This window comes from Shewanella sp. SP2S2-6 (assembly GCF_031931965.1).
Taxonomy (GTDB): domain Bacteria; phylum Pseudomonadota; class Gammaproteobacteria; order Enterobacterales; family Shewanellaceae; genus Shewanella; species Shewanella baltica.
Map to the genome: position 1 here is coordinate 44,409 of NZ_JAUOEQ010000006.1, position 26,068 is coordinate 70,476.

Below are 26,068 nucleotides of genomic sequence, written 5' to 3' on the forward strand. Positions count from 1 at the left end.
CTTTTAGATCGAATACTTGATATTGAATGAAACATAATCACGATCTGCCATCGCATTCGTCGTACCGACACCGCCAAAGAAATTGTTATAGGAGATATCTGCACCCCAACGGTTTTGATAGTCGAAGTTAACGCCTAGCGCGACAGACTTGCGTCCTTCCGTGAACAGGAACATAGGATCCGGAGTAATACCGTCAACGTCATGGGAGAAAATGACCCGTGGCGACATATTGACCCCAGAAAAGACGTTGTTGAAATCCGCTTTTGCCACTAAACGGTAGCCCCAAGCAAAGTCAGTTGGGAACGGGTTAGTTTCAGGACCATTGTGCAAGGCTTGAATGATGCCAGGCATATCTGGGTTGCCGCCAGAACGTGACGTACCGGGACCATTGAGACGTAGCTCATCGAAACCTGGCATATCGTGGATCCACACACCACCCACTTCGGCCAACATAGTTAAGTTATCTAAACCTAAGGTTGGGCCAAATAGATGGGTGAAAGTCATCTGCGCCTGTGTGGTATCCACGCGAATAAAGCCATCCACGGTTTCACCCGGTTGAACGTCTTTAATCTGTGAAATACCATCAAGATCGGGACGAAGCCCCGCATTGGCTAACTGTTGTGGCATACCGGCGAACAGCAATTCAACGTCATCAATCTGCAGTGGCTCATCTTGACGATGGGCAATCTCACCCGCGACAGACGTATCACCAATCAAGGTGTTGAAGCTGAAACCGTAGAGTTTAATATCTTCGGGATAAACGATTTGCGCCTTAGAGAAGCTCTTCAGGCTAAGCAGCAGTTCACGGTTGATGTTGCCCGAGTTTTGGCCTACCGTCGCCAAATCAGATAACAATGCACCTGTGCTAAAGTCGGCAGCAGTACCACTGATAAGTGGACGACGACTATGGTAATTCATGAAATAGAAACCAAACTCGGTTTCACCTAGCTCAGGCGCGTAATAACCCAGCTTGATACCGTATTGGCCATCATTGCTTGGTTCTTCTTCATCCTGCACTAGCGTCACTTTCGTTGGGTAGGCTAAAGCCATAGAAACCAATTGCTGCGTCGGAATAGATTGGCCGCTGGCGATCATGCCCGCTAAACGCTCATATTCTTGCATCACAAAATCTAAGTTGATGTCAGGGTTAGCGTTAAAACCAAGCTGAGCGTTTTGAGCATAACCACCAAAACCGGCAAAATCGTTAGTCGCAAAAATGGAGCCCGGAGTTGGGACCCAAATAGGTTGCCAATCATATTGATAGAACGCTTCAACCGTTAACGAATCTGTCAGGCCAAGGGATGCCCACACCATACCTTGCGGTCTAAACGCTTCTTTTAACTCAGCACCAGGTGCGTTAAGAATGTTCAAATCCACGGCGTTGATTTCACTGATCCCATGGGCAATCAGCGTACTTTCACCCCATGACACCACTTGGTTACCAACACGAATAGATAATGGATTCGCACCCTCATTCAAATCGAAGTTGGCATAGACAAACGCATCTAATAAACGGATATCTTTACATTGTACTTCTGAAGCGCGGCTATCTTCGCAAGGGTCAAATTCTTTACCCGTGATCGGATCGTTGTAGTCATAATTGCCATCGTTCAGTTTACGATCATAAAAATACATACCGCGGGCGAACAAACCGTAGTTCTTGTATTTCAAAGATAATTCATGCAAACCTTTGACGATCTCAGACGTAGTATCGCCTTGAGAATAAAGTAAGTTACTTAAGTCATTGTTGCTGGAATACGACCCGGGCTGGGCCCAAATCTCAGCTGAAGTATATTTTGTATTACCAAATGCGCTGTAATTAGACCAATCGAATTGGGGTTGATTCACCTTACCAATTTGACCTTCCCAATCGCGCGCGCCAACACGCCAGCTCGCACCAGCAGTCCAAGTTGAGTCAAATGTCCCCTCAACCTCTCCCCAATCAAAAGATATTGCATTAACGCTTGGGATCATTAACAAACTCAATGCCGACGCCACCCCCAAAGCAAGCGCCGATTTGTTAAAACTATTTTTAACAATTTTCATTTTAGCTCTCCGTACCCTGCAGGATTCTTTGTTTTAGGAATTACAACCAACATCTTGTTAGCTCACAGGTAACATCATTGTTACAGCAATTAATCCCCTTGGGCAAGGCGCAGTTAGAGAAAATTTTCTAAAGAATTAAGCATGTAGGTACATTTTTGCCAGCAGTTGAAAAGGTGGGATTTAAATTAGAGAAAAGCGGGAGAGAAATGAAGCGGAAAAAGATATCAAAAAATCATATAATTCATTAACATATTTAAAAACTAAATATCACAAACCGAGCCTGATAATCAGCCGACCGTTTAAAGTAATTACTCTAAGCACGAATAAACAAATTCAGGCTAGACTCGATTTAATGAAACAAATTGTCCCTTGTCATCTAAAACCAATTTGAAATAGCCTTGAATGCCATTTTCGGTCAAAAAACGTCTGAAATGACGGCCATTAATCCACAAAATACGTCCTTGCGTTTCGCGGACTTCAATTTTATCAGCAAGCCCTTGATAGTAAGGTAAGAAATCTCGATAACTGATCGTTAGTTTGAAATACAATTCCATAATATCAGGGCGGCATCGATTGCCGCCCTCCTCCTACAAACCGCTATTTTGCCAATGCCTTAGAGACTTTTTCGTACATATCCTTAGATAAGTCAGGTAAAGCCAAAAGTTGCCCTAAACAGGCTTTTATTAAGGTTTGACGGCCTAAGTCGAATTTATGGAACTGGATCAATGGCGTCACCATGCGCGCCGCGACCTGCGGATTGAGCTTATTAAGGGTAATTAAGCATTCGGTTAAGAAGGCATAACCCTTACCGTCTTGACGGTGGAATTGGTAAATATTCCCCGCCGCAAAACTGCCCACTAACGCGCGCACTCGGTTTGGATTACTCATACTAAAACGCTTGTGCTGCTGTAATTGACGCAGACGTTCAATCACATCTTCTGCATTACGAGTCGCTTGCAACATAAACCATTTATCCATTACCAATGGCGTGTCCTGCCAACGCAGCTCAAATGCGGTCATCAACTCATCGCGACAAGGCAAATCACCCACGTTCGCCGCAGTCAGTGCGCCGAGGGAATCAGTCATATTGCTGACTTTATCAAACTGAGCAATCACTAACGCTTCAGCCTCATCCGACACTCTTGCTAACCACGTTAAACACTGATTTTTAAGCGCTCTTGCCTGCGTGCTATCGACAGGTACCAAAGAGCGATAGAGCGCGATCAATTCATCTTCAGAGTGTGAAGCAAGCTCTGTTAACACAAATTCACGGGCTAAGGCTAACGCATCGAGATCAACGCTGTCAGTTTGCTCAATCAAAGCAGATGCCGTAGGTATGGCTAAGATTTCGGCAATCAATGCTGGGTCAAGTTCAGTGTCTAACAACACGCCTTTAAAACTATCGCGCACGCGGGGATCGAGTGTCATGGCTTGTTGCTGCTGTAAACTCGCAACATTCTGCCAAATCGCTTGGCTCACTAAGGTCACTGAGGCTTCCCATCGCGCCACTTCGCTGCTGGCAAAACGCATCAAGTGAACCAGTTGATCCACATTGAATCGATATTGCAATTTAACGGGCGCGGAGAAGTTTTGTAGTAACGAAGCCACCGGTTTATGACTTAATCCCTCAAAACTAAACACTTGTTCAGCCTGAGTAAAGTCGAGAACTTCATTCACTAAAGAGTGGCCCTTGGCATCTAAGAGTTCGATGCTGAACGGGATATGCAAGGGGGATGCACAGTTCGCTAAACTTTGTTTAAGGGTTAATTGGTAAATGCCCGTTAGCGCATCGAAACTGTCCATCGCAGTCACAATCGGCGTGCCCGCTTGGCTATACCATAAACGGAATTGGGTTAAATCCACGCCACTGGCATCTTCCATTGCCGCCACAAAATCATCGCAGGTGACCGCTTGGCCATCGTGGCGATTAAAATACAGTTTCATCCCCGCTTGAAACTTTTCTTCGCCGAGCAAAGTGTGCATCATGCGGATCACTTCAGCGCCCTTGTTATACACAGTGACTGTATAGAAATTATTCATCTCAATCACAGATTCTGGACGAATGGGATGGGACATTGGGCCAGAATCTTCGGCAAATTGCTGATTCTTGATCACTTTGATTGCGTGAATTCGATTCACAGCGCGTGAGCCTAAATCGGAGCTGAATTCTTGATCGCGAAAAACCGTTAAGCCTTCTTTTAAACTTAGCTGGAACCAATCACGGCACGTCACGCGGTTTCCGGTCCAATTATGGAAATACTCATGGCCTACCACCGATTCAATACCGTGATAATCCTCGTCGGTAGCCGTTAACGTATCTGCAAGCACATATTTAGTGTTGAAGATATTTAAGCCTTTGTTTTCCATCGCTCCCATATTGAAAAAGTCGACGGCAACTATCATGTAAATATCTAAATCGTACTCGAGGTCAAAACGACTCTCATCCCATGCCATGGATTTTTTCAGCGATGCCATCGCATGGCGTGCTTTATGTAAATTACCTTTATCGACGAACACTTGCAGGATCACTTTACGGCGACTGCGGGTAATGAACTCATCTTGCAACAGATCAAAATCGCCAGCGACTAAGGCAAACAAGTAAGCCGGTTTTGGAAACGGATCTTGCCAGCAAACATAATGGCGACCGCCCTCTAATTCGCCTTGATCAATCAAATTCCCGTTACTCAGTAAAAACGGGAATGCGGCTCTATCGGCTTCGATGCGCACAGTATATTTGGCTAATACATCGGGACGGTCGAGGAAATAAGTGATCCGTCTAAAGCCCTCAGCCTCACATTGCGTGCAGTAGGCACCATCGGACATATACAGGCCTTCAAGGCTCGAATTGGCCTCGGGTTCGAGCTTAGTGACGATGTTCAGCTCAAACTCATCAAGCGCCGTTTCTAAGACTAATTGACCCGCGCTAACATGGTAAGGCACTGCTTCACCGTCAACCGTCAACGAGACGACAGTTAAGTCTTCGCCATCCAATACTAAAGCTTGGGCATGCTTAGAAGCGCGTTTTACCCGACTTATCGCCTCCACATGAGTCTCATTGCCCGCCAGATTAAAGGCTAAGTCGATCGTGTCTATCGTGAAGAGTGGCGCTTGATAATCTTTTAAGTATTTTGCTTGAGCTTGTGTCATTTCGATCCCTTTAACGCTGATCTAAATAAGAAAAAACGCGCCATAAGCGCGTTTTGATATTGGATAAATCGACTCGACTAGCGCCTACTTAGCACTAGTTTTAGCCAGTTTTTGCGCATCAGCCATATCTAAAGTGATATAAGCCGTTTCATCTAAAAATGCGTCTGGCAATTCGGCGTCGTCTTTAATGTCTTCCATGGATTTAACCGATGCTAAACCATTGGCGACTCGGCGCTCGTTCGTTCTATCGAGGACTTTCTTCTCATCGGCTTCGCGGGAGGCAATGCGCTCACTTTCAACCAGAGAAACTGTCTTCTCTTTGTGGTGCTTTTTAAAGTCGGCAATATCTTGATTGATATAAGCAAACTCTACACTGCTTTTGATGCGGTTAAGGTGCTTGGCCTCAAGGCTAGTCACTAACTCAGGCGTCACATCATTGAGCGTGCCATATTGTGCCATTGGCACTTTATCCCAAGGCAAGGCATTTTTCTCTTCAGCTTCGCCGTACTCACCTGGCTCTAACGCACTTGGGTAAGCAATGTTTGGTGTCACACCTTTAAGCTGAGTGCTGCCGCCATTGATCCGATAGAACTTTTGAATCGTGTATTGCACATGACCAATTGGCTTTTCATACATGTCGTAGATACGGCCTAAGCTCTTATGCTGCTGCACTGTACCTTTACCAAAGCTAGATTCACCAACAATCAGCGCGCGGTCATAATCTTGCAATGCGGCAGCAAAAATCTCAGAGGCTGAAGCACTGTAACGGTCAACCATCACAGTCAACGGGCCCGCATAACTGGTTTTGCCATCGTTATCACGGTGCGCAGACACACGGCCATCAGCATCACGAATTTGCACCACAGGGCCCATATCGATAAAGAGTCCCGTCAGCAACACGGCTTCTGTTAATGCACCACCACCGTTACCTCTAAGGTCGATGACTATGCCTTCAACTTTGGCTTCGTTTAACTTCACTAGCTCTTTTTCAACGTCCTGTGACAGGTTCATGTAGAAACCAGGAATATGGATCACGCCGACTTTGCGATTAGCGTACTCGCCGTCTTTAGGTTCAATCACCTTAGAGGTTGCCGCTCTGTCTTCAAGACGAATTTTATCGCGTACTAAGGTAACGTCGAATGGCTTAGCATTCGAACCGCCTTTCTTCGGTAAAATTTGCAGTACGACTTTACTGCCCTTAGGCCCCTTTATCAGATCAACCACGTCGTCTAAACGCCAGCCGATCACATCAACAATTTCACCGCCTTCTTGACCGACGCCGACAATCTTGTCTTCCGGCGACAGTTTTTCGCTGCCAGCCGCAGGGCCGCCAGCAATTAAGCTTTTAATAACAGTGTAATCGTCTTCAAGTTGCAGTTGAGCACCAATCCCTTCAAGGCTTAAATTCATTTCCATTTGGAAACGTTCAGCATTGCGTGGTGACAGGTAACTCGTATGCGGCTCAATGCTGCGTGAGAAGGCATTCATCACGCCTTGGAACACGTCTTCACTGTTGGTTTGAGTCAAACGTTTGATGGCGTTGTTGTAACGCTTTTGCAGGATCTCAACAATCTCAGGCCATTTTTTACCTGTGAGTTTTAGATTTAGCGCATCGTATTTAACACGTTGACGCCATAACTCGTTGATCTCGGATTGATCTTTTGGCCATGCCGCATCGTCACGGTCGTACTCATAGGCATCGCCAGGGGCGGAGAAGTCCATCTCTTTATCCAGTAGGGATAAAGCATAGACAAAGCCTTCATAACGACGCTTTTGGACGATATCAAACATTTTATAGGCAGGCTCAAGTTCACCAGAACTGAGCATGTCATCGAATTGGGTAGCATAAGGTTTAAAACTATCGACATCCGCTTGGGTTAACACATTGCGGCGATAGTCTAACTGCTGTAGATAACGGTCAAAAATTTGCGTAGAAAAGGCATCATCAAGATTAAATCTATGATAGTGCGAACGAGTGTATAAGTCCGTTACCCTTTTGCTCGCGACCTTATGTTGCGCTTCCTGCTTGAGAGTGGGTAACTCGCTGATTTGAATCGTGGGTGGTACGGCCCAAGCCGAGAATCCGACAAAAACAGTGGCGATCGAGGTAGCCAAAGTGAGTTTTCGCATCAACAAGTTACTCCGTTTTAAAAAATGATTACAGCAGGATATGTTCTGCTCTAACTTTAATCGTTAGGCCACTATCAAGCTGAACATGAATATCTTCCTTGTTAATATCAGTAATCACACCGGCTACGGGTGTCATACCTAACTTAACATTGACGCGTTGTTTTTTCGTTAAATCAGTCAATTGTGCTTGGACATAATTTACGACTGGCGCTGCAGCTTTAGGCGCAGGCTTAGCAGGACGCTCAGTTTTAGCACGTTGAGGAACAGCCACCTTTTTAGGTGCTTTCTTCGCCGCAGGCTTAGGTGCGAGTGCTGCACGTTTCGCTTTCGCTTTATCCTGACTCTCTTTCAACATGGCTTGAGCATGGTCAATGTGCTCTTGCTCTAACTCGCCGCAAGGTTCGCCATCCAGATTAACGCGTTGTGCGCCCGCTTTAACGCACTTTAAATAGCGCCAGCTGCTGGTGTAACGTCTTAAGGCAACTCTGAGCTGAGTTTTACTGACTTTAGAATCATCAGCCAACCTTTCAGCCAAATCTTGAAACAATCCGATTTTTAATGGCTTAGTTTCACCTTCAGCAATAAAGCACAAAGGAAATGTTTCATACAAATACGCCAAAATTGCATTGGTGTCGGTCAACTTTTCTGTTGATTCCATCATTACTTCCACAGTCAAAAAGGGACATCGATTCGAGGTGATATATATATCAGCTTCTTACGTGTCGTTTATCTTCGTTAAACTCAATATTGAGTCAACGTACAAATTAGCATCCTAGCCGCGTTTACTAAAGTTAAAAAAAATATACCTTAACAAATTTTTACAGCTCAAAACACTAAGCTTATTCATTGCATGCCAATCAAACCAGCTTAATGCGTGCAGGCGCATATTATAAGGCGCACGCCACCGATTGCGACTATGAATTATGCGTTATTGTACGCAAATTAATCAAATAGGCAGTTTTCAAAACTTTTAACCAGTAATTCCAGCCCCTTTTGGTCTTCTTCATCGAAACGATCGAAGATTGGGCTGTCAATATCGAGCACGGCAACCACGTTACCTTGGGCACGAACTGGCACAACGATTTCAGAATTACTGGCAGAATCACAGGCAATATGGCCATCAAATTGATGAACATCGGCCACTCGCTGGGTTTGATTGGTGAATGCCGCCGTACCACACACGCCTTTTCCTAGCGGAATGCGTGTACAAGCCAGTTTACCTTGAAACGGGCCAAGTACCAGTTGTTCGCCACGCATAACGTAGAATCCCACCCAGTTCAGCTCAGTCAAATTATCATTGAGTAAGGCTGAAAAATTCGCCATTGCCGCAACAAGGTCATCTTCCCCTTCCAACAAGGCCAAGGCTTGACGGTTAAGTGACTCATAAAATTTCGATTTCATTACATTTCCTAACAATTTTATTCTGCTGCTTCGGTCTTTTTAGCCGCTTTTTTCGCAGCAGGTGGATTCGTTGGCGTACTATTAACCTGAACGACACCTTTAAGCAAGTTCGTCAGCTCATCTTTATTGTTAGCAAAATAGAATGCGAGCTTTTCGCCCACGCTTTCATCTATACCTAAATCAGCTTTTTGAATGAAGGGGATAAGGTTATCGGCGATATCGAGCATCTTATCGTAGGCATCAGCCTCCTTCTTAGATGTGAATGTCATCTTTTCAACCCCTTCTCTGACCACGACAAACTGTGTTATTACTGCCATGACTGCCCTCGCACTGTTTTTATATACAGTAACTAGAGTGACATAGATTGAACTTGTGATGCAAGTGTTCTGATTAATCTGATATTATTAGCGTACTTTCGTTGCCAAGATTATAAAGCGCTAGACTGTGCAGAACGGCTGATTAGCACTACACTTTGCACCGATCTCGCTGTTATTACTCCTATTTAGGCTAATATATATTTTTATATGCATGAAAACGCAGCAGAAAATTCAGTAATCCTTTGCCGTTCCTGCGATTTAGCAGTCCGCAAACGTGCCTTGCCAAGCGGTGTCAGAGCCCTTTGCCCCCGTTGCAGCACTGCACTTTATGACACTCCTTACTGCTCTGTAAATGGCATGCTCGCCCTATGTATCTCGGCACTAGTATTTTATTTTCCTGCCAATTTTTTACCCGTACTCGAAATTCACTTTTTCGGCAGCATTCGCACCACCACGGTTTTTCAGGGCGCGTTTGCGGTATTTGACCAAGGTTATTGGGTCGTTGGTTTAGCTGTGCTTGCCGCCGCTGTGATTGGTCCAGGCTTATTACTGTTGTCGATACTGACGCAGATTTTGATTGTGAAATGGGGACTGAGTCGTCTTTTTTGGCGTAACTCATTAAAGCAATTATTGAAGTTTCATGGCGTATTGTCGCAGCTCACTATGCTGGAAATTTATGTGATCAGCTTTTTGGTTTCATCGTTCCAGCTTTCTGATTTTTCGGATATTTATTTTGGTATGGGCACATTTTGCTTCAATATGTTGTTTCTCGTGACTTTATTTCTTCAACGAGAGTACGACTTAGAGCACATGTGGACTTTATTGGAAGGTCATCGCTGATATGAAGCAACAAGGTAAAGATATCGGCCTGTGTCTGTGTAAGGTCTGCCGCCAGCTCAATAGTAGTGACCTCAGCCACTGTCAGCGCTGTGAAGCTGAGTTGCAGGTCAGGGACTATTCCAGCCTGCAAAAAAGTTGGGCTTTGTTGATTACCGCTGCCATCTTGCTGGTGCCTGCCAACATTTACCCTATCACTATGCTGACCAACCAAGGGCAAGTGCGGCACGACACCATTTTTTCGGGCATTTTGCATCTAGTGCATTCAGATATGTTGCCCATTGCCGTGATAGTTTTTACTGCCAGTATTTTAGTGCCATGGATTAAAATCATCGGCTTATCCATTTATCTGTGCGCGATCAGCTTTGATATTCCGATTTCAAAAAAGAAATTGATGGTGGGTTTTCACATCATCGAATGGATTGGTCGTTGGTCTATGCTCGATTTATTTGTCATCTCAATCACAGTGGCATTAGTGAATATGGGACAACTACTCGACGCTAAACCCGCGCCTGCAGCGACCGCATTTGCCTTGGTTATTCTGTTAACTCAGTTAGCCGCAAAAGTGTTAGACACTCGTTTACTCTGGGATCGATTGGAACCTCAAGATGACACAAATTGAATCGCCGAAAGTTGTAAAGAAAAAACTCTTTTCGCCCATTTGGCTACTGCCTATTGTCGCGTTGGCATTGGGTGCGTGGCTGGGCATTAAGAGCATTAAAGAATCGGGCGTTGAAATTCAAATTCACTTTCCGAGCGCCACTGGGATTGACGTAGGTAAAACCTTAGTCAAATACCAAGGCTTGACTGTCGGTAAAGTCAAAGACATAGGAATAGATGAAGATCTCAAGGGCGTAAACGTTAAAGTCATGATGGACTACCGTGCTAAGCCTTTCTTAAATAAGGAAACTCTCTTCTGGCTGGTCACCCCTAAGGCCAGTATCACAGGTGTTGAAGGCTTAGATGCGTTGTTTTCGGGTAACTACATCGCGATTCAACCGGGCAAAGGTAATGCGTCAACCTTCTTCGAGGCTGAACGCCAACCGCCGCCGATGCAAATCGGCTCAGAAGGTGTGATGGTCGAACTGACCTCAGACAAACTCGGTTCGTTGGATGTTGGCTCGCCAATATTTTTCCGCCAAATCCCTGTGGGCAGTGTGGTTAGCTATCGTTTAGATGGTAATCAAAGAGTCATCATCAGCGCTTTTATTCAAGAGCAATACGCGCGATTAGTGAAGAAAAACTCCCACTTTTGGAATGTCTCCGGCGTCAAAATTGATGCATCACTGACAGGCGTTAAAGTCAGCTCTGAGAGTTTGGCATCCATTCTGGCTGGCGGCGTGAGTTTTAGCTCTGATGATAAAGCGGATATTGCCAAAAACGGTGACATTTTTTCGCTTTATGATTCAGAAACCACAGCCCTTGGCGGCATAGAAATAAACCTGACCATGGCTGATGCTAACGGTGTCGACAAAGGCACTCGTATTGTTTATCGCGGCATCAATATCGGCAGCATTTTAAGCAAGCAACTCACCGCGAATGGCGTAATAGCCGTGGCTAAGTTTGAACCTCAATACGGTTCACTGTTAACTAACGACGGGGTGTTTTGGCTTGAAGGTGCCGATATTTCCCTCTCAGGCATTAAAAATCCAGAGCGTTTACTAACGGGCAGCGTGATTAACTTCCTGCCGGGCATTAATACAAAAACGGCGATGCCAAGCAGTTTTGCCTTACAAGCCAAAGCGCCTGATTTACTGCAATCAAAGAAGCGTTTCTTGACCTTAACCTCAGCCGAAAACATGGGTATTTCAGCGGGCGCTGAAGTTCGCTTTAAGCAAATCCCTATTGGCTCAGTGCTTGCGGTTAAGTTAACCAAAGATTTATCGGCGGTGGAATACCAACTCGAGTTACAACCTGAGTTTGCTAGCCTAATTCGCAGCGACAGCTATTTTGTCCCTGAGTCGGCATTAACAGTAAAAGCATCACTAGACAGCGTTTCAGTCAAAGCAAGGGATTTTACGACGCTCACTCAAGGTGCGGTTAGCTTGATCCAAGGCCACAGCGATACACCACTCGCCGCCAACAGCGCCCTCACCTTGTTTAGCTCAGTGGATGCCGCGACAGCCTTTTATGATCGTCAGCAACAAGTGCATCTAACCTTAATCAGTCAAGATGGCGCAGATGTCAGCCAAGGCTCACCGATTTACTATAAAAAGATGCAAATTGGCACAGTTGACTCAGTGAACTGGCAAAGTAAGACCGAAGACTTTGCTATCAAGCTCGCTATCGACAAACAATTCCAGCCCTTGCTGAAAAAGCCGAATGTGTTCTGGCGTAACAGCGCCGTGGATATTAGCGCCAGTCTTGCGGGCATTGATGTTGCGGTCGCGCCGCTTCAAGGAGCATTAAAGGGCAGCATCAGTCTGGGATTGCTTGATAGCAATGGCAAAGCCAGCAATACAGCTAACTTAAAACTCTATGAGAGCAAGCAGTTGGCATTAACGCAGGCGCAGGCAATTCGCCTCACCTTACCCGCTTCAAGTAAACTGACGGCCAAAGCAGCGATTCGCTATCAAGGTCATCAAGTGGGTGAAGTGTCGCAGGTGAAGCTCAATGCCGATCTCAATACACTCACTGCAACGGCCTATCTCTACGGCGAATACGCCGAACATTTCAGCCGCAGCGACTGTGAATATCATCTAGTGGATGCGCAAATTTCTCTAGCAGGAATTAAAGCACCAGAAACCTTGATCACTGGCCCTTACATCGGTGTGCTACCGGGTACAAGCAGTCAAAAAGCGACCCAGTTTGTTGCCAACCTCGCTGTCAGCAGCTATGCCAACGTTGCCGAAGATGCGCTAAAATTCACCTTAGAAGATAACAACTTAGGCTCGATGAAAGTCGGCACACCTATCTTCTTCCGTGGTATCAAAGTCGGTCAAATCGATGGTTATCACCTGTCGACACAGGGCAATAGCGTGCTGATGCAAGCCCATATTGAGCCGCAGTACAGTCACTTAGTGAATCAAAGCAGTCAGTTCTGGGATGCTTCTGGAATTAAAGTCGATGTTGGCCTCTTTTCAGGTGCGCAAATCGAAGCGGGCTCGCTGGAAACCTTACTCGCTGGCGGTATTAATGTCGCGACTAAGGACACGACTCAAGAGGTTAATCGTTTAGCAGCAGGAACAGTATTAAGATTGCAACACAAAGCCGAAAACGAATGGCAGGAATGGGCACCCGCCCAGTAATTCTTTTCTTCAAAATACTTACACCAACGCACTAATATTAAAGCTCTTAAAAGTCAATCAGGCGCATTATGCGCCTGATTTATTTTTAGCTTCCCTTGCAATTCTATTGAGACATTCTAGGTCGCTCAACACTCTAACCCCTTATCCATAAAACCAATAACAAACGGCAATCGCAGCGCTGATCCCTGCAAAATCCGCGGTTAACCCACAGGCTAAGGCGTGGCGGCCATGGCGAATACCCACAGAGCCAAAATACACGGCGAGTACGTAAAAAGTGGTTTCAGTGCTACCCTGAAAAATCGCCGCTAATCGGCCTGCAAAAGAATCGACGCCGTGATGATCCATGGTCTCGAGCATCATGGCTCTGGCACCTGAGCCACTAAAAGGTTTCATCAGCGCGGTCGGCATAGCATCGACAAAACGCGTATCGAAACCCAATATCCGTACGCCACTGGCAATCAAGTGCAACAGATAATCCAAAGCGCCGGATGCGCGCAGTAAACCTATAGCCAATAACATGGCGAGCAAATAAGGGATCAGCTGGATAGATTGGGCAAAACCCGCCTTCGCCCCTTCAATAAACTCATCATAAACCGCCACCTTACGGATGCCCGCAACAATGACGAAGGTAAACACTAATAACAATAAAATGCCGTTACCCATTGCCGTCGACACTGTGCCAATGGCTTCAGCACTTAAGGTCATCAGATAAAAACCACTCGCCACTAGGCCAGAGAGCATCAAGGCGCCATAACCGAGCACCACAGAGTTTAGTAACGAAATCCGCTGCACTAACGCCACAACCAACAAACCCGCCAGTGTCGAGGCCGAAGTAGCCAGTAAAATCGGCAGGAAAATATCCGCAGGCGCAGCAGCACCTTGCTGGGCACGGTAAAGGAATACCGTCACAGGCACTAAGGTCACAGAGGAAGTATTGAGCACTAAGAATAAGATTTGCGCATTAGTCGCCACAGTTTTTAGTGGATTCAAACTCTGCAAATCATGCATGGCCTTTAAACCAAGCGGCGTGGCGGCATTATCTAAGCCAAAGATATTCGCCGTTAAATTCATTGTGATACTGCCAAAGGCGGGATGGCCCTTGGGCACTTCTGGCATCAAGCGGCGCAGTAAGGGCTCAAAAACAAAGGCAATAGCGCTGACCACTCCGGCCTTCTCGCCCACCTGCATTAACCCCATCCACAGGGAAAGTACACCAATCAGGCCAAGGGAAATTTCGGCGGCAAGCTTAGCGCTCGCAAATAATGCGGCGACCGAAGCCGATAGGACTTCTATGTGCCCATTGAACAGTTGCACCGCTATTGCTAGCAATGCCGTGATAAAAAAAGCTAACCACACGCGATTCAGCACGCTAATCCCCTTATTTTTATTTGTTTTTATTCTATTAGCTCATGGCTACTGAGTGCTAGCTTTATGGCGACTCATTGCAATATTGCGGCAATCGTCTGTGCATAAACCTCAAATCATCATAACGGCTGAGGCACTTGGGATAAAATCTCAGACCCAATAAGGGATTATGATATACTCGCGCCAGTTGATACACAGTCTATTTTCCTATGGTTCAATGAAATCAATGGTTCAATTAAATCAAAATTTTATCGATACAATCACCCAAGAACTCCCCGCCCATTTATCCATGGACGAGTTTATTGCCGCCTGCGACAGGCCGCTTAGACGTTCAATTCGGGTCAATACCTTAAAAATCAGCAGCGACGACTTTAAGACTCTGATGCAACCTAAGGGCTGGACGTTTGATCCTATTCCTTGGTGTGAAGACGGATTTTGGATCAGTTACGATGAAGAAGAACAACTCGGCAATGCCTTAGAGCACATTCAGGGCTTATTCTACATTCAAGAAGCCAGCTCTATGCTGCCGCCGACCGCACTTTTTACGCCTAGTGCATTTACGACTAGTGCAAAGTGGCAGTGCGTACTCGATCTCGCCTCTGCGCCGGGTTCAAAAACCACGCAAATAGCCGCATTGATGCAAAACCAAGGTTTATTGGTGGCGAATGAGTATTCGGCGAGCCGCGTGAAAGTATTGCACGCCAATGTGCTGCGCATGGGCGCAAGTCACTGCGCCCTCACCCATTTCGATGGCCGCGTGTTTGGCGAATACCTGTACGAAAGTTTCGATGCCGTGCTCATTGATGCGCCCTGTGGCGGCGAAGGCACAGTGCGTAAAGACGCCGATGCGTTAAAACATTGGAGCCTTGACGATGTGTTGGCGATTAGCGAAACCCAAAAAGCCTTAATCGAATCGGCGTTTCTCGCCCTGAAACCCGGCGGCAGTTTGGTCTACTCGACCTGCACATTAAACCGCCTCGAAAACCAAGGCGTGTGCGAGTATTTAAAGCAAGTGTACGGCGATGCCGTGCAATTTGAATCCTTAAGTGATTTATTTGATGGCGCTGAGCGAGCCACGACTGCCGAAGGCTTCTTGCATGTCTGGCCGCAGATTTACGACAGTGAAGGTTTCTTTGTCGCTAAATTGACAAAAACTGCCTCTGTGCCGCGGTTACAGCCAGAGCCTAAACTGCAGAAAAACTTCCCCTTCACGCCAGCATCAGCGAAACAAGCACAAGGGATCAAAGACTATTTTCAGCAGGATTTAGGTATCAGCTTACCGGACGAACTCATCATGGTTCGCGATGATGAATTCTGGCTATTTCCGCACGAATTCAACGCTTTTATCGGCCGTATGCGCTTTCAGCGTATTGGCATTAAACTCGCAGATAGCAGTAAGCACGGTTTTAAAGTCCGCCATGAAGCGATTATTGCTTTAGCGGGAAAACAGCTCAGCCCAACCGCAAAAACGGTCGATGTGAGCGATGTTGAAGCCAAAGAGTATTTGATGGGGCGAGATATTCCCTTAGCAACCGCAGGCAAAGCCCAAGGTGAAGTGATCGTCTGTTATGGCGGCGCGCCGTTAGGCATGGCGAAACATTTAGGCAATAAGTTAAAAAACAACCTGCCCAGAGACTTAGTGAAAGATAAAGTGTTATTGCTACCAGAACAGACAAAATCGTTATAGTTCTGCTGTTTTTTAGCGATAAATAACCTAAAGAAGGGGAAGGTGAACGCGACTCTAGGGCAAAAGCTCGACTACACTGAGTCTATTGTAAAGCGCACTGCATGGCGCTTTCACCTGTAGCGCACGGCTCTTCAACGAGCCATTCCCCTAGGCCCAAACAGCTTTCATCGTTTTGGGCCTTTTTTTATGCCAGTGTCTTTATCCCAGTGCCTTTATGCCTGAGTCTTTTTGCCTGAGCCTTTATGTCTCAGTGTTGGCAAGCACGCAATCGCATAACGTGGGTCAAAGCACTTAAAGCTAACGGCCGACTAAACGCGCCGCATCTTTGAATAAATTAAAGAAGTTATTACTGGTGTACTCAGCAAGATCTTCGTAGCGTTCACCTCTAAGCTCGGCCACAAACTGTGCCACATCACGTACATAGGCGGGCTGGTTTTCTTGTCCACGGTGTGGAATAGGCGCCAAATAGGGCGAGTCTGTTTCAACCAACAGGCGATCCTGTGGCACTTTACGGATAACAGTGCGAAGTTCACCGGCATTTTTAAAGGTGACGATACCTGATACTGAAATGTAAAAACCAAGATCAATCGCCGCTTTTGCCATTTCCCAATTCTCGGTAAAGCAATGCAGTACGCCGCCAACTTTATCCGCGTTGCCCTGCTTAAGCATAGTGATCGTGTCTTCACGCGCATCGCGAGTATGGACAATCAAAGGTTTATTCACTTCGACCGCAAGGGCGATCTGCTGCTCAAAACATTGTTGTTGCAGCAATTTAGTTTCGTCGGCATAAAAATAATCTAGGCCAGTTTCACCAATCGCGACCACTTTAGGATCGGTGGCAAAGCGGCGGATTTGCTCAACATCAAGCCCTTCTTTAACGTCTAATGGATGCACGCCCGATGACAAAAATACCTGATCGAAGGCTGCAACTTTATCTCGCATCGATTCAAATCCCTGCTGGCGCACGTTGACGCATAGCATATAGTCCACGCCACGGGCTTTCGCGCTGGCCAGAATATGTTCTAGGGTTTGTTGATCAGGCGCCGCTTTAAGGCGATCGAGATGGCAGTGTGAATCAATAAGCACAGGGATTTCCAAGCTGAATAACAAAAGGACGACAAGGATACCCAGCCAAGGGATCGAGGTCAAATTCCACGGAGGCGAAGTATCAGTTTAGAGTGTGGGCCAATGTTAAAACTAGAACAGTTAAACGAGAGTAACGCTTAAAGCAGAGCGTTTAAACCTAAGTAACATTTAAACCTAAGTAACCTTCAAACCAGAGCAATAATGCGGGCCAACCTACATAGTGCAGGTTAGATCGCCGGAGGCAAGTTCGCGGGACAGTAATTTTTCGATGTGGTGTTTATGGCTATCGGGCTCAGAAACAATTTTAATGCCAATGCCTACAGGACGGCCGCCCGAAGCACCTAAGGGATTGATCCATACCACGACGCCGCGAAATTCATTCGTTATGGTCGCGCCCGGTAAGCGATACGCAATCGTCAGCGGCTGGCCAAGGTAATGCCCTTCACTGGTGGCAATGAATAATCCTGCCGGCTTAATAAAAGGCATATAGGCACGATATAGCTGATGTAAGGTATCAAAATTAACGACGAGATCTACCATGGCATATTACTTATTTGTTATCTCTCTATATTCTAAGACATAACTTTGACACAAGGCCAGATAATTGACGCTCGGCATTGTACTTAAGCTATGACACATTCCCATGATCTTGGCCGCCAAGTTCCCGAGCTGCGCATGGATAAACGCATCTTGGTGGCTATTTTTCAGTAATATCTGCCGTATAAGCAGGTATAAAACCTTAAGAACATCAATTATTTGTTGTTCACTTATAGTTAACAAACTAGCACACAGATGACCAGACGACAAACTTTGGGCCCAATCTTTGCGAAACTGTAACAAGGATTGATAACGGCTCTGTTGACCACCTTCAGATTGCAAGCTCTCTGCCAACTTTAGCGGTCCACCCACCACACTCAAGCACCAAGTGACATCCTCTTGGATATTACATTGCTGCGCTAACCAGTTTTTGATGATCTCTCGACTTGGCACAACGAAGGGAATGCGTTGGCAGCGGCTGCTGACCGTCGCCATTAGACGTGCAGGCGTATCAGACTGCAATATCAGTAAAGTGTCTTTACCCGGCTCCTCAAGGGTTTTAAGGAGTGCGTTGGCGGCAGCGGAGTTAAGTCGCTCGCTATGGTGAATAATCGCCACTCGCATACCGCTTTGCTGGGCAGTAGCAGTAAGACGCGTGCAAAGCTCACGAATTTGATCGACTTTAATTTGATTGCCATCGGCGGCAATATGGTAAAAATCGGGATGATTACCCGCATCAAAGAGCTGACAAGACTTACAAAAACCGCAGGCCCCCGCCGGTGTTGGCTGCAAACACATGGCTGCACGCGCCATGAACACACTCAGCAGCTCACCACCATAGGCAGAATCAATGCCGACAAGTTGCGCATGGGGCATTTTTTGCCGCGTGAGTTGCGCTAAAAATGCCTGTCTTGGCCCTTCGAGCCAAGGCAATTGCGCAGCTGTAAACCCTGACTCGGCTACCATGCCATCGCCTGTAGTACGGCTAAGATATCTTTATGCACTTCGGCCATGGTTTGACTCGCATCGATAACCACTATGCTGTCATCTTCGCTGGCAAGTTTAAGATAAGTCGCGCGAGCCCGTTCAAAGAAATCAATCGCTTGTTGCTCGATTCTATCAAGCTCACCGCGTTTAGCTGCGCGGGTTAGCCCAAGCTTAGGATCTAAATCTAAGTATAAGGTGAGATCGGGTTTAAAGCCTTTTAGGGTGGCAGTGCTCACCGCTTCCACTAACGGCATTAAGCCCCTGCCACCACCTTGATAGGCCAGTGACGATAAATTGTGTCTGTCACCCAATACCCATTGACCCTTTGCAAGCGCGGGCTTAATGACATTAGCAACCAACTGGGCTCTGGCGGCATAGATAAGTAAACACTCGGCTTCGTCGCACAGGGGATCGGTCGAATCGGCAATTTTGACTAAGTCACGGATACGTTCGGCCAGTGGCGTGCCACCTGGCTCACGGGTACAGATTGGCGCTTTACCCGTATGTTTTTCAATAAAGTCGCGAATAAGGTTAATCGCACTCGATTTACCCGCGCCTTCTAAACCTTCAATAACGATAAATTTTGCAAAAACTGACATTGGATTTTCTTTCTCTGCATTTTTACTTTGGTGATTTTTCTGGCGTCGCCGGTTTTTTCTTACGCTGATACACATCTACAGCTTGGTTGTGTGCTTCAAGTGTGCTTGAAAACACATGGGTACCATCGTTGCGTGACACAAAATAGAGATAACTCACACTGGCGGGCTTAGACACGGCCATCAGTGAGGCTTTGCTCGGTGCTGCAATCGGCGTTGGCGGTAATCCAAAAATACGGTAAGTGTTAAAAGGTGTCTCTTCGACTAAATCTTTACGGGTGATATTGCCCTTATAGCGTTCGCCCATGCCATAAATAACCGTCGGGTCGGTTTGCAGACGCATGCCTTGATTAAGACGATTAACGAATACTCCGGCAATTTGGTCGCGCTCATGGGCTTGGCCGGTTTCCTTTTCGACTATCGATGCCAAAATCAGCATTTCATAGGGGGATTTTAACGGCAGATTTGGTGCCCGTTCCGCCCACGCTTTGGCAAGCTCTTGCTCCATCATCTTATAGCTTTGAGTCAGCAGGACTTTAACATCCGCCTCGGCGGTATAATGATAAGTGTCGGGAAAGAATTTACCCTCTGGCAAACCTGAATCATCGCCCTGCGCCATCAACACGGCGGCAAACACCTCTGGTGACATCTGTAAATGCGGCGCACTGGCAAGTTGTTGTTCCCATTCAACGATGGTTTTACCTTCAACTAAGGTCAAACTGAAGGTTTTCACTTTTCCAGCAATCAAATCATTCAGCAAATCGGTAATGGTTTGTGAAGGTGAGATTTCGTAAAGACCCGAGCGGATCTTAGCAAGCTCAGGGCGGAACTTAAGTAACCACTTGAGTTTCCACGTGTCTTGAATCACGCCATCGTCGGCAAGTTGCTGCGAAAGCTGGTTCACGCTGGTACCGCGTTCAACGGTCAGCTCTTTAGGCTCGCTGAGACTCAGCGGCGTTTGACTGTATTCGATAACGGTTTGATAGCCCCAAAAGGCGCCCAAACAGACTAATGTCAGCAAGGTCAACAGGGTTGAACTGGCGATAAGAATGAGTTTTTTCATAGGGTGAGTGAAAGTGTCTGTCTAAGTTGCGCGGTAATCGGAGCTCGGCTGAACTTGAGCGAATCAATCGCCAGCACATCCACAATTCCTAAAACGCTGTTAGTGATAAACGCTGAGTCAAATTCAATTAAACGCTCGGCGCCAACGGGCAAACATTCGATATTCATGTTCTGTTCAAGCAAGGCTATCATAACCTGTTCGCGCATCACACCCGCCACGCCGCACTGGGCTAATGAAGGGGTTATAACGCGATTACCTTTGATAAAAAACACATTCGCCATCGAAGATTCGATCACATTGCCTTCGATATCGTTAACTAACCAGTCATCAAACCCCTGAGGTAAAGGGTGGGATTTTATTAAGACTTGTTCGAGTCGATTTAAATGCTTCATCCCAGCCAACAAGGGCTGCAAACCCAATCGTATCGACGAGGTTTTAAGGCAAATGCCCGCTTGCTGCCACTTTGCATAATGGCTTGGGATAGCATGAACTGAGACGATTTCAGTAGGATTAACCGTTTCTGGTGGTGTGTAACCACGGCCACCGACACCACGGGAAACGATTAACTTAATGCAATGATGTGGATATTCAATGGCTAAGGCATGAAGCTGCTGTTGCAGTGCTTCACTCATTTGCCATTGAAACCCAAGCCTTGCGGCGCCTGCGGTTAAACGAGCTTGATGGGCGTTGAAAAACAAAATCCCCTCAGCGCCTGTCCGCATAGTCGCAAACAGGCCATCACCATAGGCAAGCCCTCGATCGGAAGGGTCGACACTCGCCTGCGATGCGCCATTCACCCAAAACACTTGTGTTAGTCCTGACTGATACGGCTGGCAACCGCTTCTTGCTGATCTTTGTATTTGGCACTTTTACGGGTGTTATAAGGACGTGCAACCGCATGATTGAGGCGTTCAAAGTTAAGCGCGCCTATGGTCATACGTGGACGCAGGGCCAAAGGTAACTTGCCGCTGTTATAGAACTCGAGCACGATTTTACCCTGCCAACCCGGATCGATACGGTGCGCAGTCACGTGCACCATCAGGCCTAAACGCGCCAATGATGAACGACCATCGAGCCAACCGACGATATCGGCGGGCAGCGTCACGCTCTCGTAAGTCACCGACAAGGCCAATTCGCCAGGATGCAGGAAAAACGCTTCGCCATCAGGGATTTCGATAATTTCACTCATCACCCGATCAAGCGCAGCTTGCATCTCGACGCTTGGGCCACTCAAGTCGATATAAGGCGCAGTATGATCTTTAAAGACGCGAAACTGTCCACCTAAGCGCACATCAACACTGACGCCTGAAATAGCTTCTATGCCTGGGCGAGGTTCTATTACGATAGTGCCGTTATCAAGGGCCTGTTCAATTTCGATATCGGTTAAGCGCATCTTGCCTATTACTCCTTGAGTTTTTATGTCGTTATTTTGCCAGTAAATGTTGGATACGAGTTTTTAAAATATCGGTCGCAATACGATTCTTACCGCCGCGGGGAACGATAATATCGGCATATTGTTTCGACGGTTCGATAAACTGTAAGAACATAGGACGCACGGTTTTCTTGTACTGAGAAATCACAGATTCCATCGTACGGCCGCGTTCAGCCACATCACGGGTTAGGCGACGTAGGAAACAAATGTCCAGCGGTGTGTCCATAAACACACTCGCGTCCATCAGCGCACGTAATTTAGGATCGGTCAGCAGTAAGATACCTTCTAAAATGATCACCTTTTTCGGTGTCATCGTCAGGGTTTCTGCTATACGAGTGTGTTCTGTGTAGCTATAACAAGGGATATCAACAGCTTCGCCAGACTTGAGCAACTGTAAATGGGTGCACAACAGTTGATGGTCCAACGCTTTTGGATGATCGTAATTCGTTAATACCCGTTCATCCATGGATAAATGACTCTGATCGCGATAGTACGCGTCTTCATTAATTACCCCAATTTGATCTGTGCCTAAATCGCGGCGTAATTCGTCAAAAATCGTTTTGGCAATTAAACTTTTGCCCGATGCTGACGCGCCAGCAATTGCAATAATGACACACTGCTGAGAATTCATACCCTTAAACCTTACTCGTCATCTGAAACACTAATAGAAACTGTTTTCTGGCTTTGCTTTAAAGCCAATTCTGCGCCCACTTTACGGGCAATTTCCCGATAAAGTGCCGCGACTTCACTGTCTGGATCGGCAACGACCGTCGGCGCACCGTTATCCATGGCTTCACGGATATTAATGTGCAGCGGTAAGGCGCCTAACAGTGGAACTTGATAACGCTCGGCGATTTTACTGCCACCGTGTGTTCCAAATGGATGTTCTTTATGGCCACACTCGGGACATAAATGGAAACTCATGTTTTCGACGATACCCAGCACAGGAATGTTCACTTTCTGGAACATATTGATGCCCTTCTTGGCATCGGCCAGCGCGATATCCTGCGGCGTAGTGACGATAACAGCGCCGCTCACCGGCACTTTTTGCGACAGGGTTAATTGAATATCACCCGTGCCAGGCGGCATATCGACGACTAAATAATCCAGCTCTGGCCATTGGGTTTCATTGAGCAGTTGCGCTAAGGCGCCCGCTGCCATTGGGCCACGCCACACGGCGGCTTCATCACCGCTGAGCATAAACCCAATCGATTGCGCGGCAATGCCATGGGCACTGGCGGCGGTCATATGTTTGCCATCGGGGGAAAGCGGTCTGAAATTAGGAATACCTAGCATCATAGGCACTGACGGGCCGTAAATATCCGCATCGAGAATACCCACCTGCGCGCCTTCAGCCGCTAAGGCCAAGGCTAAGTTCACCGCTGTGGTTGATTTACCCACGCCGCCCTTACCTGAGGCAACGGCAATCACTTGCTTCACATTGGCAATCGGTGCGATAGAAGATAACGCTGAATAGGCTTTAGGTTGAAAATCGATTTCACATTCGACTTCATCGATAGCATCTAGCACGGCCAACTTGTTGGTCAACGCCATCACAGTGTCGCGATACTGGGTCATGCAAGGGTATGGATAGACTAAGCCAAGCTGCAAACGCTTACCTTCCAACGCCAGTTTATTTACGCATCCTGCGCTCACTAACCCTTTCGCGAGATACGGGTCAACAAATGAATCGAGAATAGCCAGAACTGGCCCGAGAAGATCGTCATTTAGACGATAATCAGTTTGAGTTGAAGACAAAAGAATTACCCCCACCAATAAATTTGCCCAAGTGTACCAGATAATGCAGAAAACATTAGCGCAGATTTAGCTCAATCGGCTCAGCTTTTGATGAAAATCATCCTGTAATCGGTTAGTATCTCTACCAATATTTTTGGCCCACCACGATATTTGAGACAAGATGGCAACTTCACAACGTAAAATTCTCGTGACCAGCGCACTTCCCTACGCAAACGGACCGATACATTTAGGTCACATGTTGGAATACATTCAGACAGATATCTGGTCGCGTTATCAAAAACTTCGTGGACATGAGTGCCACTATATTTGTGCCGATGACGCCCATGGCACGCCGATCATGCTTAAAGCGCAGCAATTAGGCATAGCGCCTGAAGATATGATCGCCCAAGTGAACAAAGAACATCAGCAGGATTTTGCCGATTTTAATGTCGCCTTCGATAACTATCACAGCACTCACAGCGAAGAAAACCGCCTTATGGCGAGCGATATTTATCTCAAGCTAAGGGACAACGGCTATATCAAAAGCAAGAGCATTTCTCAGTTATTCGATCCTGAGAAATCCATGTTCCTGCCCGACCGCTTCGTAAAAGGTACTTGCCCTAAGTGTAAGTCGCCTGATCAATATGGCGATAACTGTGATTCTTGCGGCGCGACTTATAGTCCAACTGAACTGATCAATCCAAAATCAGCGGTATCGGGTGCAACGCCAGTGATGAAAGACACTGAGCACTTTTTCTTCGACCTGCCCGCCTTCGAAGGCATGCTAAAAGAGTGGACTCGCTCTGGCGCCCTACAAGTCGAAATGGCCAATAAACTCGACGAATGGTTTGAGCAAGGTCTGCAGCAATGGGATATCACCCGTGATGCACCGTATTTTGGTTTTGAAATTCCCGATGCACCGGGCAAGTATTTCTATGTTTGGCTAGATGCGCCTATCGGTTATATGGGGTCATTCAAAAACCTGTGTGCAAAACGTCCTGAACTGAGCTTCGATGAGTTCTGGGGCAAAGATTCTACCGCCGAGGTTTACCACTTCATCGGTAAAGACATCGTTTACTTCCATAGCCTCTTCTGGCCAGCCATGCTGCACGGCTCAGGTTATCGTCAGCCAAACAGCGTCTATGCCCACGGTTATGTGACGGTCAACGGCGCAAAAATGTCTAAATCGAAAGGCACCTTCATTAAGGCGCGTACCTATTTAGATCATTTAGATCCTGAATATTTACGTTACTACTACGCCGCCAAACTCAGCAGCCGTATCGACGATTTAGATTTAAATCTGGAAGATTTCGCCCAGCGCGTGAACTCAGATTTAGTCGGTAAACTAGTGAACTTAGCCTCGCGTACAGCAGGTTTTATCACTAAACGCTTCGATGGCAAGCTCGCGAAAATTGCTGATACTACGCTGACCGAAGCGTTTTTAGCCAAGCAAGACGTGATTGCCGATTTTTACGAGTCGCGCGAATACGGTAAAGCGATGCGCGAAATCATGGCATTAGCGGACATCGCTAACGGGTTTGTGGCCGATGCTGCACCTTGGCAAATGGTAAAACATGACGACCAACAGGAAGAAGCCCATCAAGTGTGTTCAAACGCCTTGAATCTGTTCCGTATTCTCGTGACGTATCTAAAACCTGTATTGCCACGTTTAGCCCAAGATGTGGAAGCCTTCTTCCAATTGCCACTCACTTGGGATGCATTGAGCCAAGATTTAGCGGGTCATGAAATCGCCCCATTCAAGGCAATGATGCAACGTGTTGAGCTGGATAAAGTCAATGCTATGGTTGCTGATTCCAAGGATAACCTGCAAGTCACGGCGGATGCACCAAAGACGGCAGCGCCTGAAAAAACCGCTAAAGCTTCATCGGTAAGCAGTGAACCGCTGGTTGACGATCCGATCAGTGAGACCATCAACTTTGATGATTTTGCGAAAATCGACCTGCGTATCGCTCGCATCGTCAAAGCAGAGCATGTTGCTGACGCTGACAAGTTACTCAAGTTACAACTCGACATCGGTGGTGAAACGCGCCAAGTGTTTGCCGGGATCAAATCGGCCTATTCGCCAGAAGATCTCGAAGGCAAGTTGACTGTGATGGTGGCTAACTTAGCGCCACGTAAGATGCGTTTTGGCATGTCAGAAGGTATGGTGTTAGCTGCTGGCCCTGGTGGCAGCGACCTGTGGATTTTAGAACCCCATGAAGGCGCACAGCCTGGCATGCGGGTTAAGTAATCTGCGCTAGCTAACGCTCGAAAAATCAATAAGGCCGCATTTTATGTGGCCTTATTTGTTGGTATCGATTGTTTGAGCCTATCTGTAGCTTCGAGTGTCACTTTGTCTTTTAAAAGACTGAGCTTACGCCACTAAGTTTAGCAGACAGGTTTAAGCGACTAGTTTAACTGACAGGTTTAAGCGACTGCTTTAAGTGACAGG

At 46.8% G+C, this 26,068-nt stretch carries 22 protein-coding genes; 5 read left to right on the top strand and 17 right to left on the bottom strand.

Translation table 11 applies throughout. From position 1 onward, the window contains the following. Window positions 1–3: 3 nt before the first annotated feature. The 7 genes from Q4Q57_RS06695 to Q4Q57_RS06725 all read right to left on the bottom strand — a co-directional run bounded on the left by Q4Q57_RS06695 (window position 4) and on the right by Q4Q57_RS06725 (window position 9,041). Window positions 4–2,046, bottom strand: a complete 2,043-nt coding sequence (locus Q4Q57_RS06695; protein ID WP_311890227.1) for a DUF1302 domain-containing protein — start codon at window positions 2,044–2,046, stop codon at window positions 4–6. A 338-nt stretch (window positions 2,047–2,384) separates the two neighbouring features. Next, window positions 2,385–2,600: a DUF2835 domain-containing protein gene (locus Q4Q57_RS06700; protein ID WP_006086278.1), complete on the bottom strand. Its 216-nt coding sequence runs from the start codon at window positions 2,598–2,600 to the stop codon at window positions 2,385–2,387. Between the two features lie 43 nt (window positions 2,601–2,643). Next, on the bottom strand, window positions 2,644–5,193 hold the full coding sequence (gene pepN, locus Q4Q57_RS06705; RefSeq protein ID WP_311890228.1) for an aminopeptidase N: 2,550 nt from the start codon (window positions 5,191–5,193) through the stop codon (window positions 2,644–2,646). An 84-nt stretch (window positions 5,194–5,277) separates the two neighbouring features. Next, window positions 5,278–7,323: a carboxy terminal-processing peptidase gene (prc, locus tag Q4Q57_RS06710; protein WP_311890229.1), complete on the bottom strand. Its 2,046-nt coding sequence runs from the start codon at window positions 7,321–7,323 to the stop codon at window positions 5,278–5,280. 28 nt (window positions 7,324–7,351) lie between these two features. Beyond that, on the bottom strand, window positions 7,352–7,981 hold the full coding sequence (gene proQ, locus Q4Q57_RS06715; RefSeq protein ID WP_006081911.1) for an RNA chaperone ProQ: 630 nt from the start codon (window positions 7,979–7,981) through the stop codon (window positions 7,352–7,354). Between the two features lie 284 nt (window positions 7,982–8,265). Then, window positions 8,266–8,724, bottom strand: coding sequence for a GAF domain-containing protein (locus tag Q4Q57_RS06720; protein ID WP_311890230.1), 459 nt, complete (start codon window positions 8,722–8,724; stop codon window positions 8,266–8,268). 17 nt (window positions 8,725–8,741) lie between these two features. After that, complete coding sequence (locus tag Q4Q57_RS06725) at window positions 8,742–9,041, bottom strand: YebG family protein (RefSeq protein WP_006081913.1); 300 nt, start codon at window positions 9,039–9,041, stop codon at window positions 8,742–8,744. A 207-nt stretch (window positions 9,042–9,248) separates the two neighbouring features. On the opposite strand from Q4Q57_RS06725, the gene Q4Q57_RS06730 reads away from it, so the two are divergent. From Q4Q57_RS06730 to Q4Q57_RS06740, 3 genes are read left to right on the top strand one after another with little or no spacing between them, the layout of a single operon-like run. Next, window positions 9,249–9,881, top strand: a complete 633-nt coding sequence (locus Q4Q57_RS06730) for a paraquat-inducible protein A (RefSeq protein ID WP_311890231.1) — start codon at window positions 9,249–9,251, stop codon at window positions 9,879–9,881. Window position 9,882: 1 nt separating this feature from the next. Then, window positions 9,883–10,500 (top strand): paraquat-inducible protein A, encoded by a 618-nt coding sequence (locus tag Q4Q57_RS06735; protein WP_006086274.1) that lies wholly within the window; start codon window positions 9,883–9,885, stop codon window positions 10,498–10,500. Next, a complete protein-coding gene (locus Q4Q57_RS06740) occupies window positions 10,487–13,126 on the top strand; it encodes an MlaD family protein (protein ID WP_311890232.1) in 2,640 nt (879 codons plus the stop codon). Before Q4Q57_RS06735 ends, Q4Q57_RS06740 begins: the two co-directional genes overlap by 14 nt. Before the next feature lie 141 nt (window positions 13,127–13,267). Here the strand turns inward: Q4Q57_RS06740 and Q4Q57_RS06745 are convergent, their stop codons facing one another. Next, window positions 13,268–14,494, bottom strand: a complete 1,227-nt coding sequence (locus Q4Q57_RS06745) for a nucleoside recognition domain-containing protein (protein ID WP_311890233.1) — start codon at window positions 14,492–14,494, stop codon at window positions 13,268–13,270. A gap of 223 nt (window positions 14,495–14,717) precedes the next feature. Here Q4Q57_RS06745 and rsmF point away from each other — a divergent pair, with 223 nt between their 5' ends. Beyond that, entirely contained in the window at window positions 14,718–16,178 is a 1,461-nt protein-coding gene (gene rsmF, locus Q4Q57_RS06750) for a 16S rRNA (cytosine(1407)-C(5))-methyltransferase RsmF (RefSeq protein ID WP_311890234.1), read from the top strand. Between the two features lie 297 nt (window positions 16,179–16,475). On the opposite strand, the gene Q4Q57_RS06755 is transcribed toward rsmF, so the two are convergent. The 9 genes from Q4Q57_RS06755 to apbC form a co-directional block, all read right to left on the bottom strand. After that, window positions 16,476–17,264, bottom strand: a complete 789-nt coding sequence (locus Q4Q57_RS06755) for a TatD family hydrolase (protein WP_006081919.1) — start codon at window positions 17,262–17,264, stop codon at window positions 16,476–16,478. 213 nt (window positions 17,265–17,477) lie between these two features. Further along, window positions 17,478–17,804 carry a PilZ domain-containing protein gene (locus Q4Q57_RS06760; protein WP_006081920.1) on the bottom strand — a complete coding sequence of 109 codons (327 nt, stop codon included), beginning with the start codon at window positions 17,802–17,804 and terminating at the stop codon, window positions 17,478–17,480. A gap of 6 nt (window positions 17,805–17,810) precedes the next feature. Next, window positions 17,811–18,767, bottom strand: a complete 957-nt coding sequence (gene holB, locus Q4Q57_RS06765; protein WP_311890235.1) for a DNA polymerase III subunit delta' — start codon at window positions 18,765–18,767, stop codon at window positions 17,811–17,813. Then, window positions 18,761–19,387 carry a dTMP kinase gene (gene tmk / locus Q4Q57_RS06770; protein ID WP_300483724.1) on the bottom strand — a complete coding sequence of 209 codons (627 nt, stop codon included), beginning with the start codon at window positions 19,385–19,387 and terminating at the stop codon, window positions 18,761–18,763. Before tmk ends, holB begins: the two co-directional genes overlap by 7 nt. Window positions 19,388–19,409: 22 nt before the next feature. Further along, entirely contained in the window at window positions 19,410–20,447 is a 1,038-nt protein-coding gene (gene mltG, locus Q4Q57_RS06775; RefSeq protein ID WP_311890236.1) for an endolytic transglycosylase MltG, read from the bottom strand. Continuing rightward, window positions 20,444–21,253 (bottom strand): aminodeoxychorismate lyase, encoded by an 810-nt coding sequence (gene pabC / locus Q4Q57_RS06780; protein WP_012587483.1) that lies wholly within the window; start codon window positions 21,251–21,253, stop codon window positions 20,444–20,446. Before pabC ends, mltG begins: the two co-directional genes overlap by 4 nt. 5 nt (window positions 21,254–21,258) lie before the next feature. After that, window positions 21,259–21,840 carry a dCTP deaminase gene (dcd, locus tag Q4Q57_RS06785; protein ID WP_311890239.1) on the bottom strand — a complete coding sequence of 194 codons (582 nt, stop codon included), beginning with the start codon at window positions 21,838–21,840 and terminating at the stop codon, window positions 21,259–21,261. Between the two features lie 31 nt (window positions 21,841–21,871). After that, the gene (udk, locus tag Q4Q57_RS06790) at window positions 21,872–22,510 is read right to left on the bottom strand and encodes a uridine kinase (RefSeq protein ID WP_006081926.1); all 639 of its coding nucleotides are present in this window, start codon (window positions 22,508–22,510) and stop codon (window positions 21,872–21,874) included. 11 nt (window positions 22,511–22,521) lie between these two features. Next, entirely contained in the window at window positions 22,522–23,637 is a 1,116-nt protein-coding gene (gene apbC / locus Q4Q57_RS06795; protein WP_006086266.1) for an iron-sulfur cluster carrier protein ApbC, read from the bottom strand. Window positions 23,638–23,797: 160 nt separating this feature from the next. Here apbC and metG point away from each other — a divergent pair, with 160 nt between their 5' ends. Then, window positions 23,798–25,867, top strand: a complete 2,070-nt coding sequence (metG, locus tag Q4Q57_RS06800) for a methionine--tRNA ligase (protein WP_311890244.1) — start codon at window positions 23,798–23,800, stop codon at window positions 25,865–25,867. Window positions 25,868–26,068: the final 201 nt, after the last annotated feature.

Bases quoted from the DNA above. Each gene is read 5' to 3' on its own strand.
- Q4Q57_RS06695 (WP_311890227.1), bottom strand. From the start codon at position 2,046: ATGAAAATTGTTAAAAATAGTTTTAACAAATCGGCGCTTGCTTTGGGG.
- Q4Q57_RS06700 (WP_006086278.1), bottom strand. From the start codon at position 2,600: ATGGAATTGTATTTCAAACTAACGATCAGTTATCGAGATTTCTTACCT.
- pepN (WP_311890228.1), bottom strand. From the start codon at position 5,193: ATGACACAAGCTCAAGCAAAATACTTAAAAGATTATCAAGCGCCACTC.
- prc (WP_311890229.1), bottom strand. From the start codon at position 7,323: ATGCGAAAACTCACTTTGGCTACCTCGATCGCCACTGTTTTTGTCGGA.
- proQ (WP_006081911.1), bottom strand. From the start codon at position 7,981: ATGGAATCAACAGAAAAGTTGACCGACACCAATGCAATTTTGGCGTAT.
- Q4Q57_RS06720 (WP_311890230.1), bottom strand. From the start codon at position 8,724: ATGAAATCGAAATTTTATGAGTCACTTAACCGTCAAGCCTTGGCCTTG.
- Q4Q57_RS06725 (WP_006081913.1), bottom strand. From the start codon at position 9,041: ATGGCAGTAATAACACAGTTTGTCGTGGTCAGAGAAGGGGTTGAAAAG.
- Q4Q57_RS06730 (WP_311890231.1), top strand. From the start codon at position 9,249: ATGCATGAAAACGCAGCAGAAAATTCAGTAATCCTTTGCCGTTCCTGC.
- Q4Q57_RS06735 (WP_006086274.1), top strand. From the start codon at position 9,883: ATGAAGCAACAAGGTAAAGATATCGGCCTGTGTCTGTGTAAGGTCTGC.
- Q4Q57_RS06740 (WP_311890232.1), top strand. From the start codon at position 10,487: ATGACACAAATTGAATCGCCGAAAGTTGTAAAGAAAAAACTCTTTTCG.
- rsmF (WP_311890234.1), top strand. From the start codon at position 14,718: ATGGTTCAATTAAATCAAAATTTTATCGATACAATCACCCAAGAACTC.
- Q4Q57_RS06760 (WP_006081920.1), bottom strand. From the start codon at position 17,804: ATGGTAGATCTCGTCGTTAATTTTGATACCTTACATCAGCTATATCGT.
- holB (WP_311890235.1), bottom strand. From the start codon at position 18,767: ATGGTAGCCGAGTCAGGGTTTACAGCTGCGCAATTGCCTTGGCTCGAA.
- tmk (WP_300483724.1), bottom strand. From the start codon at position 19,387: ATGTCAGTTTTTGCAAAATTTATCGTTATTGAAGGTTTAGAAGGCGCG.
- mltG (WP_311890236.1), bottom strand. From the start codon at position 20,447: ATGAAAAAACTCATTCTTATCGCCAGTTCAACCCTGTTGACCTTGCTG.
- dcd (WP_311890239.1), bottom strand. From the start codon at position 21,840: ATGCGCTTAACCGATATCGAAATTGAACAGGCCCTTGATAACGGCACT.
- udk (WP_006081926.1), bottom strand. From the start codon at position 22,510: ATGAATTCTCAGCAGTGTGTCATTATTGCAATTGCTGGCGCGTCAGCA.
- metG (WP_311890244.1), top strand. From the start codon at position 23,798: ATGGCAACTTCACAACGTAAAATTCTCGTGACCAGCGCACTTCCCTAC.